The 15,700-nt window shown below is 70.2% G+C and carries 18 protein-coding genes; 12 read left to right on the top strand and 6 right to left on the bottom strand.

The annotated features are described in order from the left end of the window. Window positions 1–2: 2 nt before the first annotated feature. Genes OOT46_RS08535 through OOT46_RS08550 form a run of 4 tightly spaced genes read right to left on the bottom strand, consistent with a single transcriptional unit; the run spans window position 3 to window position 3,116 of the window. Complete coding sequence (locus tag OOT46_RS08535; RefSeq protein ID WP_265403164.1) at window positions 3–1,205, bottom strand: NnrS family protein; 1,203 nt, start codon at window positions 1,203–1,205, stop codon at window positions 3–5. Further along, window positions 1,202–2,314 carry a hypothetical protein gene (locus tag OOT46_RS08540; protein WP_265403165.1) on the bottom strand — a complete coding sequence of 371 codons (1,113 nt, stop codon included), beginning with the start codon at window positions 2,312–2,314 and terminating at the stop codon, window positions 1,202–1,204. The genes OOT46_RS08535 and OOT46_RS08540 overlap by 4 nt, the downstream gene beginning before the upstream one ends. A gap of 2 nt (window positions 2,315–2,316) precedes the next feature. Further along, on the bottom strand, window positions 2,317–2,670 hold the full coding sequence (locus OOT46_RS08545; RefSeq protein WP_265403166.1) for a metal-sulfur cluster assembly factor: 354 nt from the start codon (window positions 2,668–2,670) through the stop codon (window positions 2,317–2,319). Next, window positions 2,667–3,116 (bottom strand): RrF2 family transcriptional regulator, encoded by a 450-nt coding sequence (locus OOT46_RS08550; protein ID WP_265403167.1) that lies wholly within the window; start codon window positions 3,114–3,116, stop codon window positions 2,667–2,669. The genes OOT46_RS08545 and OOT46_RS08550 overlap by 4 nt, the downstream gene beginning before the upstream one ends. A gap of 202 nt (window positions 3,117–3,318) precedes the next feature. On the opposite strand from OOT46_RS08550, the gene OOT46_RS08555 reads away from it, so the two are divergent. Next, the gene (locus OOT46_RS08555; protein ID WP_265403168.1) at window positions 3,319–5,592 is read left to right on the top strand and encodes a nitric-oxide reductase large subunit; all 2,274 of its coding nucleotides are present in this window, start codon (window positions 3,319–3,321) and stop codon (window positions 5,590–5,592) included. Window positions 5,593–5,682: 90 nt separating this feature from the next. Here the strand turns inward: OOT46_RS08555 and OOT46_RS08560 are convergent, their stop codons facing one another. Beyond that, window positions 5,683–6,366, bottom strand: a complete 684-nt coding sequence (locus OOT46_RS08560; protein ID WP_265403169.1) for a hypothetical protein — start codon at window positions 6,364–6,366, stop codon at window positions 5,683–5,685. Window positions 6,367–6,433: 67 nt separating this feature from the next. After that, window positions 6,434–6,706, bottom strand: coding sequence for a DUF2249 domain-containing protein (locus OOT46_RS08565; protein WP_265403170.1), 273 nt, complete (start codon window positions 6,704–6,706; stop codon window positions 6,434–6,436). A gap of 342 nt (window positions 6,707–7,048) precedes the next feature. On the opposite strand from OOT46_RS08565, the gene napE reads away from it, so the two are divergent. The 11 genes from napE to OOT46_RS08620 are packed head-to-tail and all read left to right on the top strand — an operon-like array spanning window position 7,049 to window position 15,687. Next, a complete protein-coding gene (napE, locus tag OOT46_RS08570) occupies window positions 7,049–7,213 on the top strand; it encodes a periplasmic nitrate reductase, NapE protein (protein ID WP_265403171.1) in 165 nt (54 codons plus the stop codon). After that, the gene (locus tag OOT46_RS08575; RefSeq protein ID WP_265403172.1) at window positions 7,210–7,518 is read left to right on the top strand and encodes a chaperone NapD; all 309 of its coding nucleotides are present in this window, start codon (window positions 7,210–7,212) and stop codon (window positions 7,516–7,518) included. The genes napE and OOT46_RS08575 overlap by 4 nt, the downstream gene beginning before the upstream one ends. Further along, window positions 7,515–10,007: a periplasmic nitrate reductase subunit alpha gene (gene napA, locus OOT46_RS08580; RefSeq protein ID WP_265403173.1), complete on the top strand. Its 2,493-nt coding sequence runs from the start codon at window positions 7,515–7,517 to the stop codon at window positions 10,005–10,007. The genes OOT46_RS08575 and napA overlap by 4 nt, the downstream gene beginning before the upstream one ends. A 10-nt stretch (window positions 10,008–10,017) precedes the next feature. After that, window positions 10,018–10,494, top strand: a complete 477-nt coding sequence (locus OOT46_RS08585; RefSeq protein ID WP_265403174.1) for a nitrate reductase cytochrome c-type subunit — start codon at window positions 10,018–10,020, stop codon at window positions 10,492–10,494. 18 nt (window positions 10,495–10,512) lie between these two features. Then, a complete protein-coding gene (locus OOT46_RS08590) occupies window positions 10,513–11,094 on the top strand; it encodes a cytochrome c3 family protein (RefSeq protein ID WP_265403175.1) in 582 nt (193 codons plus the stop codon). Then, window positions 11,094–11,717, top strand: coding sequence for a cytochrome c biogenesis heme-transporting ATPase CcmA (gene ccmA, locus OOT46_RS08595; protein WP_265403176.1), 624 nt, complete (start codon window positions 11,094–11,096; stop codon window positions 11,715–11,717). Before OOT46_RS08590 ends, ccmA begins: the two co-directional genes overlap by 1 nt. Next, a complete protein-coding gene (gene ccmB, locus OOT46_RS08600; RefSeq protein WP_265403177.1) occupies window positions 11,666–12,379 on the top strand; it encodes a heme exporter protein CcmB in 714 nt (237 codons plus the stop codon). The genes ccmA and ccmB overlap by 52 nt, the downstream gene beginning before the upstream one ends. After that, window positions 12,376–13,152, top strand: coding sequence for a heme ABC transporter permease CcmC (ccmC, locus tag OOT46_RS08605; protein WP_265403178.1), 777 nt, complete (start codon window positions 12,376–12,378; stop codon window positions 13,150–13,152). Before ccmB ends, ccmC begins: the two co-directional genes overlap by 4 nt. Next, a complete protein-coding gene (gene ccmD / locus OOT46_RS08610) occupies window positions 13,149–13,310 on the top strand; it encodes a heme exporter protein CcmD (protein WP_265403179.1) in 162 nt (53 codons plus the stop codon). Before ccmC ends, ccmD begins: the two co-directional genes overlap by 4 nt. Next, window positions 13,307–13,747, top strand: coding sequence for a cytochrome c maturation protein CcmE (ccmE, locus tag OOT46_RS08615; RefSeq protein ID WP_265403192.1), 441 nt, complete (start codon window positions 13,307–13,309; stop codon window positions 13,745–13,747). The genes ccmD and ccmE overlap by 4 nt, the downstream gene beginning before the upstream one ends. Then, window positions 13,744–15,687, top strand: coding sequence for a heme lyase CcmF/NrfE family subunit (locus OOT46_RS08620; RefSeq protein WP_265403180.1), 1,944 nt, complete (start codon window positions 13,744–13,746; stop codon window positions 15,685–15,687). The genes ccmE and OOT46_RS08620 overlap by 4 nt, the downstream gene beginning before the upstream one ends. Window positions 15,688–15,700 lie beyond the last annotated feature (13 nt).

Genomic DNA, 15,700 nt, shown 5'->3' on the forward strand with positions numbered 1-15,700 from the left:
GCTCAGCCGGGTTTGCCGTCCAGGCGCGGACGCAGCAGCATCGGGCCGTAGTGCCAGGCGTACAGCGCGAAGCCCAGCGACCACAGCGCGGCGGAGCCGGCAATCGCCTCGACGTAGCGAGTGGGTGCCGCCAGCGGCAGCCCCACGCGCAGCAGCGCGGACGACAGCACCAGCACGTAGGCCGCGACGTCCCAGCGGTCGGCCCGCAGCGGCCGGGCGGTGTGGCCGCGCGCGGTGCGCGTCATCATGCCGATCACCAGGCCGCCGATGGCGCCGACGGTGAGCGCATGGGTCGCGAGCGTGGCCGGCACCGCACCGGCGGCCGCGGCAGCGCGCAGCGCGAGGTGCAGCGGGATCCACAGGTAGGCCGCGTGCAGCACCCACACCAGTGGGGTGTGCCAGGTGCGCCACGGCTGCCACAGCAGCAGCCGCACCGCGTGGGCGAGCGCCGCCAGCACCAGCAGCGAGACCGAGGCCCAGCCGGCCAGGCCGGAGAGATCGGCGGCGGTCAGGGCGATGACGCTGCCCAGCGCGACACGCTCCACCCAGCGATGCCGCTGGGCCGACGCCCCCGGCACGCCGTTGTTGGTGAACATCGGAATCACCCGCCCGCCCATCACCGCCAGGATGAACAGCGTCAGGTCCAGCCCGAGCTGCAGGCCGGCCCAGGGCGGCAGGCCGATCCAGCCGAACTGCGACAGGTGCACCGCAAGCGACGCCAGGCCCAGCAGCGCCAGCAGCCCGACGAAAAAGTAGTTGCGCCGGTTGCGTCCGGCCCACAAGGCGCGCGCCAGGCCCCAGGCGCTGCCCGCGACGAAGGCCAGGTTGGCGAGCGCGGCGGCCAGGCCGAAAGGCGTGAGCACGAGCACGCGCGCCGCGACCCAGAGCGCGGCCAGCGCCATCAGCGCGGGCCCGCTGGGCGTGGGCTGGCCGGACCAGTTGCGCCCCGCGGTGAACAGGAACCCCACCACCACCGCCAGCGTGAAGCCGAACAGCATCTCGTGCGCATGCCAGGCCGGGCCTCGCAGGTAGGCCCATGGCAGCCAGCCGGCGCTTTGTGCGCCCCACAGGGCGATCGACAGCGCCGCGAAGCCGCTGGCCAGCAGGTAGAAGGGACGGAAGCCGAGCTGCCACAGCGCGATGCCCCGGGGGGCCGCGGGCAGTGGCGGTTCATCGATGTGCAGGAAGGGCGCCAGGGGTTTCATGAACGTCGGACCCGTGAGACGGGTGCGTCAGGGTGGCGCAAGCGCCACGCGAGCGCGGCACCGGCAAGGAGGAAAAAGAACAGCAGCATCGACCCGGCGTTGAGGGCGGCGCCCAGCGTGCGCCAGGCCGGATCGTGCGCGCCGCCGGCCAGCCGCAGCAGCAGCGAGCCATGCAGCGCCGCCAGCGGCAGGTAAAACGCGCGGCCGAAGGCCAGCTTCACGCGGGCCACGGCGGGCAGGATCACCGGCGCGTGGCCCATCACCATGCTGAAGACGAAGCCCAGGCCGACCGCATGCAGCGCGGTGTCGCGGGCGCCGGGGTGGCCGAGCGCGGTCGCGGCCCAGGCCAGGCCGCCGACCGCCAGCCAGGCATAGCCGGCCAGCAGGCACACCGCCATGTAGCGCGGCAGGCCCCCGGTGCGCACGGTGCGCCGGGCGATGTCGAAGGCCATCAGCCAGGCCGCCAGCGCGACCAGCGACACGCCGTAGAGCACGCCCCCGGCGCCGGGCCGCGCAATGCCGAGAGCGGCGCCGCCCAGCAGCGCGGCCAGGACGCTGAACAACAGGGGCCGGGCGCCGGCGCGGCGGCGCATCAGGCGGGTCATCTCCAGCCGCTCGGCGGCGATGGTCAGCACCAGGAAGGCGAAACCCCAGGCGAGCGTGCCGGGGTCGCCCGGGCGCAGCCACTGCCAGAGGGCACCGGCCAGCCAGGCGAGGGCGCCGAGCAGCAGCAGCAGGGTGTGAGCGGCCCATTGGCGCCGCACCACCGCCACGTTGACCGCCACGAACAGCAGCGAGGCGAGCAGCAAGCTCATGTCCGCCACGCGCGCCAGGCCCAGCACGTTGGCGGCGCCGCCCAGCCCGGCCGCCAGCGGCGCCAGGAAGGCCACAGCCCGCTTGAGTGCGACGGCCCGCTCGATGCCGATCACGGTGCCGAAAAAACTGCCGATCATCAGCGCGGCATGCGCGACGGCCGACGGCCCCACGGCCGCGCTGCCGGCGGCGCCCGGCAGGCTCCATCCCAGCCGCAGCAGTCCGCCCAGCACGCCGGCCACCAGGCTGGCCAGGGCCAAGGCCAGGGCAGGGCGCGCGAGCCGGGGTGCCGCCATGCTCACCATCCCATCAGGCGCTGGCCCTGCGGGGTGATGCGCTCGGGGGTCCAGGGCGGTTCCCAGCACAGCTCGAGCTCGATGCGGTAGTCGGCCGGCACCACGACGTCGAGCTGGCGTTCGACGTCGTCCATGATCTCGTCGGCCACCGGGCAGGCGGCCGAGGTCATGGTCATCAGCACATGCACGCGCCGCTCGGCGACCGCCACCTGGTAGATCAGCCCGACGTCCACGATGGACAGCGCGACCTCCGGGTCCACCACCTTGCGCAGCGCCGCGGTGATGGGCAAGCGCAGCGCCTCCTCGCCGAGATAGGGGAAGGGTTGGGTGTCGTCGGTATCGATGATGAGGCTCATGTCTCGGCCCTCCCTGCGGGAAACAGGACTTGCGACAGCGCGGCCCGGTCGCCGACCAAGTCCTGCAAGGTGTAGCGGTCGAGCACCGCGTGAAAGGCGGCGACCGCTTCGCCCATCACGTCGCGCAGCTGGCACACCGGCGCCAGGCAGCAGTGGTTGCGGGTCTCGTCGAAACACTCGGCGGGACGGATCGGGCCTTCGGTGTCGCGCACCACGTGGCCGACCACGATGTCCGAGGCCGGCCGGCCCAGCGTCAGGCCACCGCCCCGGCCACGCACACTCGCCAGCCAGCCCTGTTTCGCGAGGAAGTGGACCACCTTGGTGAGGTGGTGCTCGGAGATCGCGAAGGCAGCGCCGATCTCGGCGATGGTGGCGCGCCGCTGCGGCCGTGTCGCCAGGTAGAGCAGGACCCGCAGGCTGTAGTCGGTGAAGGTGCTGAGTTTCACGGCGGTGCGGCTTCAGAAGGTGCAGCCAGTTTGCAGATTTGGCCGGCGCCGCGGTTTGACCTGGCTCAAGCGAGGTGCCGCAGCGAGCGAGGCCGACCCGTTCCCGCTCTTGTTTGCCTTGGATCAAAAGGGGACCGGCGTTGAAGGTGCAGCATGAATGCACCTTTAACAGCCGCGGTGCGCGAGCGCCGTGCCCACGACCATGAGACCTGCACGCAATTTATGGCGATGGCTGGCCATCACCTTCATCCTGTCGTTTTCCGTTCTCGGCTACCTCGGCTGGGAGATCTATTTGGCGAAGCCGCCCATCCCCTCCGCGGTGGTGACGGCCGAGGGCGACACCCTCTACACCGGCGAGCAGGTGCAGCGCGGCCAGCAGGTCTGGCTGTCTGCGGGCGGCCAGCAGCTGGGCAGCGTCTGGGGCCACGGCAGCTATGTCGCGCCCGACTGGTCGGCCGACTGGCTGCACCGTGAGGCCGTTGCGCTGCGCGAGCGGCTGGCCTCGGTGTTTTACCAACGCTCCTACGCGGCGCTCGGCGCGGCACAGCAGGGCGCCGTCGATGCCTCCGTGAAGGCGCAGATGCGCACCAACACTTATAAGGAGGCAGGCGGCACGGTGACCGTCTCGCCCGAGCGCGCCGACGCGATCCGCGAGACAGCCCGCCACATCGAGGCGCTGTTCGGCAGCGACCCGCGGCTGCAAACCCTGCGCGAGCAATACGCCATGGAGCGGGACGCCCTGCCCGAGGCGGCCGACCGCCAGGCGCTGACGGCGTTTTTCTTCTGGTCGAGCTGGGCGGCGGCGACCGACCGGCCGGGCGAGACCGGCCTGTCCTACACCAGCAACTGGCCGCACGAGCCGCTGGTGGGCAACACCATGGGCACCTCGGCGGCGATGTGGTCCATCGTCAGCGTGGTGCTGCTGCTGGCCGGCATCGCGGTGATGCTGTGGCTGCACGGTGCCCATCGCGACGCGCCCGAAGGCGCGCCGCCCCAGGCCGATCCGCTGTTCGGCGTGCAGCCGACGGCGTCGATGAAAGCCACCCGCAAGTACTTCTTCGCGGTGATCGGCCTGATCCTGGTGCAGATCGGCATGGGGGTCGTGACGGCCCACTATGCCGTCGAGGGCGAGGCCTTTTTCGGCCTGCCGCTCGCCTCGGTGCTGCCCTATGTGGTGAGCCGCACGGCGCACACCCAGCTGGGCATCTTCTGGATCGCCACCGCCTGGCTGGCCACCGGGCTCTACATCGCGCCGCTGCTGTCGGGCCATGAGCCCAAGCTGCAGCGCCTGGGCGTGGACGTTTTGTTCTGGGCGCTGATCCTGATCGTTGCCGGCTCCACCGCCACCTCGTGGCTGGGCCATATGCAGCGCCAGGGCACCGACTTCAGCTTCTGGATCGGCAATCAGGGCCTGGAGTTCACCAGCATGGGCCGGGTGTGGCAGATCCTGCTGTTCGTCGGCCTGCTGTTCTGGCTGGTGCTGGTTGCGCGGGCCCTGTGGCCGGCGCTGCGCCGCCCGTCCGAGACGCGCGGCATCCTCGCCATGGTGCTGCTGTCGGCCGCCTGCATCGGCGGGTTCTACGCCACCTCGCTGACCTGGGGCCAGCGCACCCACTACTCGATGATCGAGTACTGGCGCTGGTGGCTGGTGCACCTCTGGGTGGAAGGCTTCTTCGAGGTCTTCGCCACCGCCGTGATTGCGCTGATCTTCACCCGCCTGGGGCTGGTGCGCGCGCAAAGCGCCAACCGTGCCATCGTGGCCGAGACCATCGTGTTCCTGTTCGGCGGCATCCTCGGCACGCTGCACCACCTGTACTTCACCGGCACGCCGACGGCCGTGGTCGCGGTCGGCGCCGTGTTCTCGGCGCTGGAGGTGGTGCCGCTCACGCTGATCGGCCTGGAAGGATGGCAGACCTACCAGCGCAGCAAGGCCGCGCCCTGGGTGGCGGCCTACAAGTGGCCCATCCTGTGTTTTGTCGCGGTCGGTTTCTGGAACACCGTGGGCGCCGGACTGCTGGGCTTCGCGATCAACCCGCCCGCCTCGCTGTACTACGTGCAGGGCCTCAACCTGACCCCGGCGCACGGCCACGCGGCGCTGTTCGGTGTCTACGGCATGCTGGGCATCGGCCTGCTGCTGTTCTGCCTGCGCGGCCTGTACGCCCACTCGCTGCATGCCGATCGCCTGCTCAAGCCCGCCTTCTGGGGCTTGAACATCGGCCTCGCGATGATGGTGTTCATGTCGCTGCTGCCGGCCGGCATCTACCAGGCCTGGGCCAGCGTCTCGGAGGGTCTGTGGTACGCCCGTTCCCCGGAGATCGTGCAGTCGGCGCTGATGCGCACGCTGGTCTGGCTCCGGGTGCCTGGCGACCTGGTGTTCGCCGGTGGCGCTGCGATGCTGGCGGTGTATGCGCTGCGGCTGCTGCGCCGCGAGCCAGCCGCCCGTGCGCGGGCGGTGCCTGCCGCGCGTTGGTCTTGAGCTGAGGCAAGACGGGCCGCCTGCCGAATGGCAGGCGGCCCGTTTTTCATGCGCGCAGCCGGCCTGGCCGGCTTTGCCGCTTGCACCGGCTCAAAGGATCGTGTCGAGGAAAAGGCGGCCGCCGGACGAGGCGAGCGAGGCGTGCGTCTGCCTGCCTCCAGGCCGGTGAACCGGGCGGATGGCGAAGATGCCGTCGTTGTGGGCCAGCTCGCCGAGCAGCCCCGCCACCCGGGCCTGCCACAGCTGCTGGAGCTGTGCCCGTTCCGCCGTGGAGGCGGACCCGTCGGCGCAGCGTTGCAGCAACTGCGTGAGACCGGCGGGCTCGGGCAGCAGCGAGAGATTGGCGAGTGCGTCGACGGCGTGGCGGTTGTCCAGCCGCGTGAAGCGCAGCGTCAGGGGCAGGCCCGGCGTGTAGCGCTGCAGGCCCATGCGGACGTGTCTGCCGCGGATCCCTTTGAAGCCGGTGTCGCCGGCGGCTCCGGTCAGCAGTTGCACGACGCTGGCGACGACACCGTTGACGCCGTCGCGCAGGCCGTCGCGGAAATCGACGCGCACGCCGCCGCGCACCGGCAACTGTTCGGGATATAGCACGTGCAGCGCACGCAGGGTGATCCAGTAGGCGGCGGCCACGGTGGGGCAGGAGTGCCCGGCCAGCCGGACGGCGTCGGCGTAGCCGAACTCCAGGATGCCGTCGTCCGGGCTGCCCAGCAGCTCGGCGAGAGGATCGTGGATCCTCAGCTTGGGCACCGTATCGAAAAAAGCGGGCCAGGGCATGCCGGTCTCTGCGGTGTCCGGGCGTGCCGGGCGGCGGCGTCGAGGCACGTGCCGCCCGGCGCGGCGTTCAGTGGCAGCAGCCGCCGCAGCAGTTGCTGCCGCTGTCCTGCCGCCCGATCCGCACGCGCCACACGTCCGGGCCCTGCTCGAGGACCTGCCAGCTGTAGCGGCCGGGGTATTGCGCCTGCAGGTGGTGGTAGAGCGGGATCGGATCGTGGTCGTTGAGCAGTTCCAGCGCGCCGCCCGGCGTGAGGCGGTCCAGCGTCTGGAAGATGCGGGCGTGGCGGTCGCGCGGCAGCAGGGGGCGCACGTCGAGGGTCGCTTGAGGAGCTTGTGACATGGGTCGGTGATTCCGGCAATAGGGGTCGAGGGAACGCTGCAGGGGCAGCGGCCATAGGTGCATATTGAAGACAGCTTTGCCGGTCGGCGCTTTGATCCAACGCAAGCTCCAGCGTCACGCAGTCATGTGCCATCTCCTGCAGATCTTTCCAAACTCGGAAAAGTTTTCATGAACGCGACAGCGTGGTTGCGCGATCTTCCGCGGCCCCAGGCAGGCGCGCGACCCCGGGCACGAACACTGCTGCCTTTCAGCCGAGGCCTTGCCCTCGAGCCAGATGGCCTTGCCGTCAAGCGAAGCAAAGGCGACGGCCGTCGAGCAGACGACGTCGCAGAGGAGACGTGCTTGCAACCACCCGACGAACACCCACCTTCGACGCGACAGGAAGAGCTGCGCACCTTCCTGTTCCTCACCGTGGTCACCGCGCCCGTCCTCGCCGTCATGGTGGTGGGCGGGTACGGCTTCCTGGTCTGGATGTACCAGCTGATCACCGGGGACCTGCCCGGATGAGCGCCGACCCCGGCCGCTGCGACCCCGGCGAAGAGATCCACATTGCGGGCGCCCTCGTTCACGCCCGGCTGCCGCAGCTTCCTTCCGTGTGCGACGCCCTTGTCGCCTTCTCTTGCGCCGAGCTGGTCCAAGCGACACCCGACGGACGCCTGGTCGTCGTGCTGGAGGGCAGCTCGGCCCGCGACATCGTCTCGGCGCTCGACGAGATCCGCAATGTTCCCGGCGTGCTCAACGTGGCGCTGGTCTACCAGCACGCTGAATCCGCCACCTCCATGCTCGAGACCCTCGAGGAGATCGACCGATGACGACACGCCGCGACTTTATCCGCAGGACTGCCGCGACCACGACCGCCGCCGCCGCCGGCCTGCCCCTGGGGGCGGAGGCCGCCAACATCGTCACCGACGCCTCGCGGACACAGCTCCAGTGGTCCAAGGCGCCGTGCCGCTTCTGTGGCGTCGGCTGCGGCGTCAACGTCGCGGTGAAGGATGGCCGGGTGGTCGCCACCCACGGCGACATCAATGCCGAGGTCAACCGCGGCATCAACTGCGTCAAGGGTTATTTCCTGTCCAAGATCATGTACGGCGAGGACCGGCTCACGCGGCCGCTGCTGCGCATGAAAAACGGCCGCTACGACAAGAACGGCGAGTTCGAGCCGGTGTCCTGGGACCAGGCCTTCGACGTGATGGCGGAGCAGTTCAAGAAGGTGCTGCGCGAGAAGGGGCCGACGGCCGTCGGCATGTTCGGCTCCGGCCAGTGGACGATCTGGGAAGGCTACGCGGCCCTCAAGCTGTTCAAGGCGGGCTTCCGCAGCAACAACATCGACCCCAACGCGCGCCACTGCATGGCCTCGGCGGTGGCCGGCTTCATGCGCACCTTCGGCATGGACGAGCCGATGGGCTGCTACGACGACATCGAGCAGGCCGACGCCTTCGTGCTGTGGGGCTCCAACATGGCCGAGATGCACCCCATCCTCTGGACCCGCGTGACCGACCGCCGCCTCTCCGCGCCGCACGTGAAGGTGGCGGTGCTGTCGGTGTTCGAGCACCGCTGCTACGACCTGGCCGACCTGGCGCTCACCTTCCGGCCCCAGACCGACCTGGCCATCCTCAATTACATCGCCCACTACATCATCAAGAACAAGGCGGTCGACCGGGACTTCGTCAACAAGCACACGCGCTTCGTGATCGGCAACACGGACATCGGCTACGGGCTGCGTCCGGAGCACCCCTTGCAGCGCAAGGCGAAAAACTGGGCCGAGCCGGGCGGCGCGCGCCCGGCCACCTTCGAGGAGTACGCCAAGTTCGTCAGCGACTTCGACCTCGACAACGTCGCGGAGATGACGCGGGTGCCGAAGGAAAGGCTGGAGCGGCTGGCGCAGCTGTATGCCGACCCCAAGGTCAAGCTGGTGTCCTTCTTCACGATGGGCTTCAACCAGCACACCCGCGGCACCTGGTGCAGCAACCTGCTTTACAACCTGCACCTGCTGACCGGCAAGATCTCGCGCCCCGGCACCGGCCCGTTCTCGCTCACCGGCCAGCCCTCGGCCTGCGGCACGGCGCGCGAGGTCGGCACCTTCTCGCACCGCTTGCCGGCCGACATGGTGGTCACCAACCCCAAACACCGGGCCGAGGCCGAGCACATCTGGAAGCTGCCGCCGGGCACCGTGCCCGAAAAGCCGGGCTACCACGCGGTGCTGCAGAACCGCATGCTCAAGGACGGCAAGCTCAACGCCTACTGGGTGCAGGTCAACAACAACATGCAGGCCGCGCCCAACATCCTCGAGGAGGCGCTGCCGGGCTACCGCAACCCGGCCAACTTCATCGTCGTCTCCGACGCCTACCCGACCGTCACCACCATGGCGGCCGACCTGATCCTGCCCGCGGCGATGTGGGTGGAGAAGGAGGGCGCCTACGGCAACGCGGAGCGGCGCACGCAGTTCTGGCACCAGCTGGTCAAGCCGCCCGGCGAGGCCCGCTCGGACCTCTGGCAACTGATGGAGTTCTCCAAGCGCTTCAAAATGGAGGAAGTCTGGCCCAAGGCCTTGCTGGACCAGAAGCCGGAGTACCGGGGCAAGACGCTCTACCAGGTGCTTTTCCGCAACGGCAGCGTCGATGCCTTCCCCCTGGCGCAGATGGATGCGTCCTACGACAACGACGACGCCAAGTCCTTCGGCTTCTACGTGCAGAAGGGCCTGTTCGAGGAATACGCCCAGTTCGGCCGCGGCCACGGCCACGACCTGGCGCCTTTCGACACTTACCACCGCGAGCGTGGCCTGAGGTGGCCGGTGGTCAACGGCCGCGAGACCCTCTGGCGCTACCGCGAGGGCTACGACCCCTATGTGAAGGCAGGGGAGGGCGTGCGCTTCTACGGGCACCCCGACGGCAAGGCCGTGATCTACGCCTTGCCCTACGAGCCGGCGGCAGAGGAGCCCGATGCGCAGTTCCCGTACTGGCTGTGCACGGGCCGGGTGCTGGAGCATTGGCATTCCGGCTCGATGACGCGGCGCGTGCCGGAGCTGTACCGCGCCTTTCCCAACGCGGTCTGCTACCTGCATCCCGAGGATGCCAAGGCGCTGAACGTGCGGCGCGGCGACACGGTGGAGCTGGTGTCGCGGCGCGGCTCCATGCGCACCCGGGTGGAGACGCGCGGGCGCAACAAGCCGCCGCGCGGGCTGGTCTTCGTGCCTTGGTTCGATGCCAGCCAGCTGATCAACAAGGTCACCCTGGATGCGACCTGCCCGATCTCGCTGCAGACGGACTTCAAGAAGTGCGCGATCGCCATCCGAAAGGTGTAGGAGTGCCGACATGAGACTGCCCCTGCTCGCTGTTTTGCTGGCCGCCTCGCTCGGGGCACCGGCGCTGGCTGTCGATACCACCGACCGCATGCGAGGCGCCCCGATCGACCAGACGACGGTCCCGCCGCAGATCGCCAACACCGACAACAGCGACGTGCGCCGCACCCGCAACTACGCAATGCAGCCCCCGGTGGTACCGCACAAGATCGACGGCTACCAGCTCGACAAGAACGCCAACCGCTGCATGTTCTGCCACTCCCGGGCCAAGACCCAGGAGAGCCAGGCGCCGATGATCAGCGTCACGCACTTCATGGACCGGGACGGCAACTTCCTGGCCGAGCTGTCGCCACGGCGCTACTTCTGCCTGCAGTGCCACGTGCCGCAGGCGCAGCTGAACCCGCTGGTGGAGAACCGCTTCATCGACGTGGACACGCTGCTGAACTCGCCGCCGGCGGCACCCGCCGCGTCGCGCAAGCGCAAAAACTAGGCTGACAGGAGGCGCCCGATGTTCAAGCTGCCACGCCGCTACTGGGTCGTGCTCTGGCGTCCGAGCCGCTACTTCAGCCTCGGTTTCCTGACCATCGCCGGGTTCATCGCCGGCATCCTGTTCTGGGGCGGCTTCAACACCGTGCTGGAGCTGACCAACACCGAGCGCTTCTGCATCGGCTGCCACGAAATGCGCGACAACGTCTACCAGGAGCTGCAGGGCACCATCCACTTCACCAACCGCAGCGGGGTGCGCGCCAAGTGCTCCGACTGCCATGTGCCGCACGACTGGACCTCCAAGATGGCCCGCAAGATGCAGGCGTCGAAAGAGGTGTGGGGCAAGATCTTCGGCAGCATCGACACGCCGGAGAAGTTCGCCGAACACCGGCTGCTGCTGGCGCAGAACGAGTGGAAGCGCATGAAGGCCAACGACTCGCTGGAATGCCGCAACTGCCACGAGTTCGCCTACATGGACTTCACGCGGCAAAGCAAGCGGGCGGCCGACGCGCATTCGAAGTACCTGGCCAGCGGCGAGAAGACCTGCATCGACTGCCACAAGGGCATCGCGCACCGCCTGCCCGACATGTCGGGGGTGCACTGATGCTGAGCGTCGACGGGCTGACCCTGGTGCGGGGCGATCGCTGCCTCTCCCCGCCGCTGAGCTTCGAGCTGCGCGGCGGTGCGGCCCTGCTCGTCGAGGGCGGCAACGGCAGCGGCAAGACCACCCTGCTGCGCACGCTCTGCGGCCTGCGTCCGGCGGTTGCCGGGCGGGTGCTGTGGCGCGGGCGCGCCTTGCCCTCGGCGAGCGAGTCGCTGCGTGAGGAACTGGCCTTCCTGGGGCACCGCGACGCCCTGCACGAGGACCTGGGTCCGGCCGACAACCTGCGTTGCGCGCTGGCCCTCGGTGGGGAAACACAAGCGCCGCGCGCCATCGACGCGGCGCTGGAAGCGGCTGGCCTGCAGGAGCAGCGGGCCGTCCCGGTGCGCTGTCTGTCCCAGGGGCAGCGGCGGCGCGCGGCACTGGCGCGCTTCGGCCTCACGCGCAAACGCCTGTGGATTCTCGACGAGCCGCTGGCCGCGCTCGATGCGGCGGCACGCGCGGGCTTCAAGGCGCTGCTGGAGCGCCATCTTTTCGCCGGCGGCCTCGCCGTGCTCAGCTGTCACACCGACGCATGGTTGCACACCGACTCGATGCAGCGCCTGTCCTTGCCCGGCCCCCGCTGAGGTCGCGGCTGGACGGCCCCTTCTGGCTGATGCTGCGGCGCGGCGTCCGGCTGGCCTGGCGCCAGCGTATCGACACGGCGGCGGCGCTGGCGTTTTTCCTCATCGTGGCCGCACTGTTTCCGCTGGCCTTGATGCCGGCCCCCGAGGCCCGTCCCACGCTCGCGCCCGCGGCGGCATGGGTCGCGGCGCTGCTGGCGATCACGCTCGGCAGCCTCCGGCTGTTCACCGAGGATGCAGGCAATGGCGTGCTGGAGCAGGTGCTGCTGGGCCCCGGATCGACCGGCATGGCGGTGGCCGGCGTGCTGGCCGCGCATTGGGTCGCGGTCGGCCTGCCCCTGCTCGCGGCTGCGCCGGTGCTGGCCCTGTTCTACGATCTTTCAGCGGTGCAGCTGGGCTGGCTGTCGGCCTCGCTGCTGCTGGGCACGCCGGCGCTGTGCGTGCTCGCGGCGCTCGGTGCCGCGCTGTCGCTGGGGGCCCGCGCAGGGGGCCTGCTGCTGGCCCTGCTGGTGTTGCCCTGGTGTGTTCCGGTGCTGCTGTTCGGCGTCAGCGCGGCCCAGGGGGCGGCGGGGCCGGCCCTCCTGCTGCTGGCGGCCAGCACCACCTTCAGCCTGGCGCTCGGGCCCCTCGCGGTCAGCGCGGCTTTGCGCATGGGGATCGAATGAAGCTCTGGCGTTACGCATCGCCGGCGGTTTTTTACCCCTTGGCGGGACGGCTGTGGCCCGCCTTTGCGGTGGCCGGCCTGGCGAGCGCGGCGGTCGGCCTCTACCTGGCGTTTTTCGTCGCCCCCTCGGATGCCCAGCAGGGGGAGGTGTACCGGCTGCTCTACCTGCACGTGCCGGCGGCCTGGATGTCGATGTTTCTCTACTTCCTTCTGGCCGTCTACGCGGGGCTGGGACTGGTGCTGCGCACCCGGCTGTCGTCGATGATGGCGCGCGCCCTGGCGCCCACCGGCCTGCTGTATTGCGTGATCGCCTTGTTCAGCGGTGCCGTCTGGGGCAAGCCGACCTGGGGCACCTGGTGGGTCTGGGATGCGCGGCTCAGTTCCCAGCTCATCCTGCTGTGCCTCTACCTGGGTTTCCTCGCGCTGCACGACGCCTTCGACGAGCGCGAGCGGGGCGAGCGGGCCGCGGGGCTGCTGGCCCTGGCCGGCATCGTCAACCTGCCCGTCATCTACTTCTCGGTGGTGTGGTGGAACACCTTGCACCAGGGCGCCAGCCTGTCCTTCTCCGGCGGGGCGCGACTCGCGCCCGGCATGCTGGCGGCGCTGCTCGCCATGGTGCTTGCGTGCTGGTGCCACGCGGTGGCCACGACCCTGGTGCGGGTGCGCTGTCTGATCGTGGAGCGCGAGGCCGGCACACGCTGGATGCAACAACGGTGGCAGGTCCGCTCCGAGGTCCCCGGGCCTGCCGCGGCCTGGAAAGGAGGGCGTTCATGAACATCGACTGGCACTTGTTCCTGCAGATGGGCGGCCAGGGGCCTTATGTGTGGGGCAGCTACGGGGCCGCGCTGGTGCTGCTCGTCGGCGAGGCGGTCGCCCTGTACCGGCGGGCGCGGCGGGCGACGGCCGCGCGCGGCGAGGGCTCTTCGTGCTGAGGGGGCGCAGGCGTCGGCTGCTGCTCGGCCTGGCGGTCGGCGGCTTGCTGGCCCTCACCGCCGCGCTGGTGCTGCTGGCGCTGCGGGACAACCTGGTGTTTTTCTACACGCCGGCCGATCTCAAGGCCGGGCGGCCGCTGGCGCAGGCCAGCTTCCGCATCGGTGGGCGGGTCGAGCGCGGCTCGGTGCGCCGCGACGCGGGCAGCCTGAAGGTGAGATTCGTGGTGGCCGATGCCGAACACCGGGTGCCGGTGGTCTACCAGGGCCTGCTGCCCGACCTGTTCCGCGAGGACAAGGGGGTCGTGGCGGCCGGCCGCCTGGGCGCCGACGGCGTCTTCCACGCCCGCGAAGTGCTGGCCAAACACGACGAGAACTACGCGCCCCCCACGGGCGCCGAGGGCGCCGCCGGCCGGCCCGCCTGGGTGGGCTTGCGATGATTCCCGAGCTGGGCCACTTCGCCCTCATCCTGGCTCTCTGCGTGGGCCTGACGCTGGGCCTGCTGCCGATGCTGAGCCGCCCGCACGATGCGGCACTGTCGCTGAGCGTGGCCCGGCGGGCTGCTGCGCTGCTGTTCGCGCTGACCCTGCTGGCCGCCGCGGCGCTGGCCTGGAGTTTCGCAGTCCATGACTTCTCGGTGCGTTATGTCGCTTCGCACAGCCATTCCACCTTGCCGCTCGCCTATCGCCTGGCGGCGCTGTGGGGCAGCCATGAAGGCTCGATGCTGCTGTGGCTGCTGACGCTGGCGGGCTGGACCGCGGCGGTCGCCCTGCGGGTGCCCGGGCTGCCGGCCCCGATGGCGGGGCGCGTGCTGGGCGTGCTGGGCTGGATCTCGGTCGGCCTGCTGCTGTTTGTCCTGGGGAGTTCCAACCCCTTCCTGCGGCTGATGCCGGCAGCGGCGGACGGCCGCGACCTGAACGCCTTGCTGCAGGACCCGGGCATGGTCTTCCACCCGCCTGCGCTCTACCTCGGTTATGTGGGCTTTGCGGTGCCCTTTGCCTTCGCCGTCGCCGCGCTCTGGTCGGGGCAGCTGCCGCCGGCGTGGCTGCGCTGGCTGCGTCCCTGGGTCCTGAGCGCCTGGGCCGCCTTGACCCTGGGCATCGTGCTGGGCAGCTCCTGGGCCTACCGGGTGCTGGGATGGGGCGGCTGGTGGTTCTGGGACCCGGTCGAAAACGCCTCCCTGCTGCCCTGGCTGGCCGGTCTGGCCCTGCTGCATGCCCTGGCGGCGGCCGAGGCCCGCGAACATTTCAAGCGCTGGGTCCTGCTGCTGGCGATCGGCTGTTTCGGCCTCAGCCTGATCGGGACCTTCATCGTTCGCTCGGGGGCCATCACCTCGGTGCACGCCTTCGCCACCGATCCGCGCCGCGGGGTGTTCATCCTGGCCCTGCTGGGCGCCAGCCTGGGCAGCGCGCTGTGGCTGTACGCGGCACGGGCGCCGCGCATCGGCGGCGGCCGGCCCTTTGCGCTGGTCTCGCGCGAAGCGCTGCTCCTGAGCAACACCCTGCTGTTCTCGGTGGCCACCGCCTCGGTGCTGCTGGCCACCTTGTACCCGATGGCGCTGGATGCGCTGGGGCTGGGCAAGATCTCCGTCGGGCCGCCGTATTTCGAGGCGGTGCTGCTGCCCTTGCTTGCGCCGGCCGTGTTCCTGATGGGCGTCGGGCCGCTCGCGCGCTGGCAGGGCAGCCGGCTGCCGGAGTTGACGCGGCGTCTGCGATGGGCTGTGCTGGCCAGCGTGGCGACCGCGCTGCTCGCGATGGCGCTGGGCCGACCGGGCGGCTTGCTCGGGATCGGTTTTTTCCTGGCCGCGTGGGTGCTGTGCACGGTGCCGCTGGGGTGGCTGAAACAGCCGGCGGGGCCTCGCTCCCTTCGCTTCTGGGGCATGCAGCTGGCGCACCTGGGCGTGGGCGTTTTCATCCTCGGCGTGACGGTGGTGAAAGGCTTCCAGATCGAGCGCGAGGTGCCGCTGGCCGTGGGGCAGGTGGCGCAGGTCGGCGCCTACCGGCTCAGGCTCGATGCCCTGGAGTCCTTCCAGGCTCACAACCACGGGGGAGCACGGGCGCACCTGACGCTGATGCACGGCGGCGAGGTGCTCGCCGTCCTGAAGCCCGAGAGCCGGCGCTACCGGGCGCAGGACATGACGGTGTCGGTGCCGGCGATCGCCAGCTCCGCCTGGCGCGACATCTATGTCGCGATGGGCGAGCCGGTGGGGCCGCGTGCCTGGGGGCTGCGGCTGCAGTACAAGCCCATGATCCTGTGGGTCTGGGGCGGCTTCGTGCTGATGAGTGTCGGCGCCGTGCTGGCCGCCTGCGACCGCCGCTACCGCGCGCGGGAGCCCGAATCGCCGCGCCGCGCCGTGCGTGCTGCTGGCTGCTCCGGGTAGACCCGTCGACTGA

This window comes from Aquabacterium sp. A7-Y (genome assembly GCF_026153205.1).
Taxonomy (GTDB): Bacteria; Pseudomonadota; Gammaproteobacteria; order Burkholderiales; family Burkholderiaceae_C; genus Caldimonas.

Coding starts and splice junctions, on each gene's coding strand:
- OOT46_RS08535 (WP_265403164.1), bottom strand. CDS start 1,205: ATGAAACCCCTGGCGCCCTTCCTGCACATCGATGAACCGCCACTGCCC.
- OOT46_RS08540 (WP_265403165.1), bottom strand. CDS start 2,314: ATGGCGGCACCCCGGCTCGCGCGCCCTGCCCTGGCCTTGGCCCTGGCC.
- OOT46_RS08545 (WP_265403166.1), bottom strand. CDS start 2,670: ATGAGCCTCATCATCGATACCGACGACACCCAACCCTTCCCCTATCTC.
- OOT46_RS08555 (WP_265403168.1), top strand. CDS start 3,319: ATGAGACCTGCACGCAATTTATGGCGATGGCTGGCCATCACCTTCATC.
- OOT46_RS08560 (WP_265403169.1), bottom strand. CDS start 6,366: ATGCCCTGGCCCGCTTTTTTCGATACGGTGCCCAAGCTGAGGATCCAC.
- OOT46_RS08565 (WP_265403170.1), bottom strand. CDS start 6,706: ATGTCACAAGCTCCTCAAGCGACCCTCGACGTGCGCCCCCTGCTGCCG.
- OOT46_RS08575 (WP_265403172.1), top strand. CDS start 7,210: ATGAGCGCCGACCCCGGCCGCTGCGACCCCGGCGAAGAGATCCACATT.
- napA (WP_265403173.1), top strand. CDS start 7,515: ATGACGACACGCCGCGACTTTATCCGCAGGACTGCCGCGACCACGACC.
- OOT46_RS08585 (WP_265403174.1), top strand. CDS start 10,018: ATGAGACTGCCCCTGCTCGCTGTTTTGCTGGCCGCCTCGCTCGGGGCA.
- OOT46_RS08590 (WP_265403175.1), top strand. CDS start 10,513: ATGTTCAAGCTGCCACGCCGCTACTGGGTCGTGCTCTGGCGTCCGAGC.
- ccmA (WP_265403176.1), top strand. CDS start 11,094: ATGCTGAGCGTCGACGGGCTGACCCTGGTGCGGGGCGATCGCTGCCTC.
- ccmB (WP_265403177.1), top strand. CDS start 11,666: ATGGTTGCACACCGACTCGATGCAGCGCCTGTCCTTGCCCGGCCCCCG.
- ccmC (WP_265403178.1), top strand. CDS start 12,376: ATGAAGCTCTGGCGTTACGCATCGCCGGCGGTTTTTTACCCCTTGGCG.
- ccmD (WP_265403179.1), top strand. CDS start 13,149: ATGAACATCGACTGGCACTTGTTCCTGCAGATGGGCGGCCAGGGGCCT.
- OOT46_RS08620 (WP_265403180.1), top strand. CDS start 13,744: ATGATTCCCGAGCTGGGCCACTTCGCCCTCATCCTGGCTCTCTGCGTG.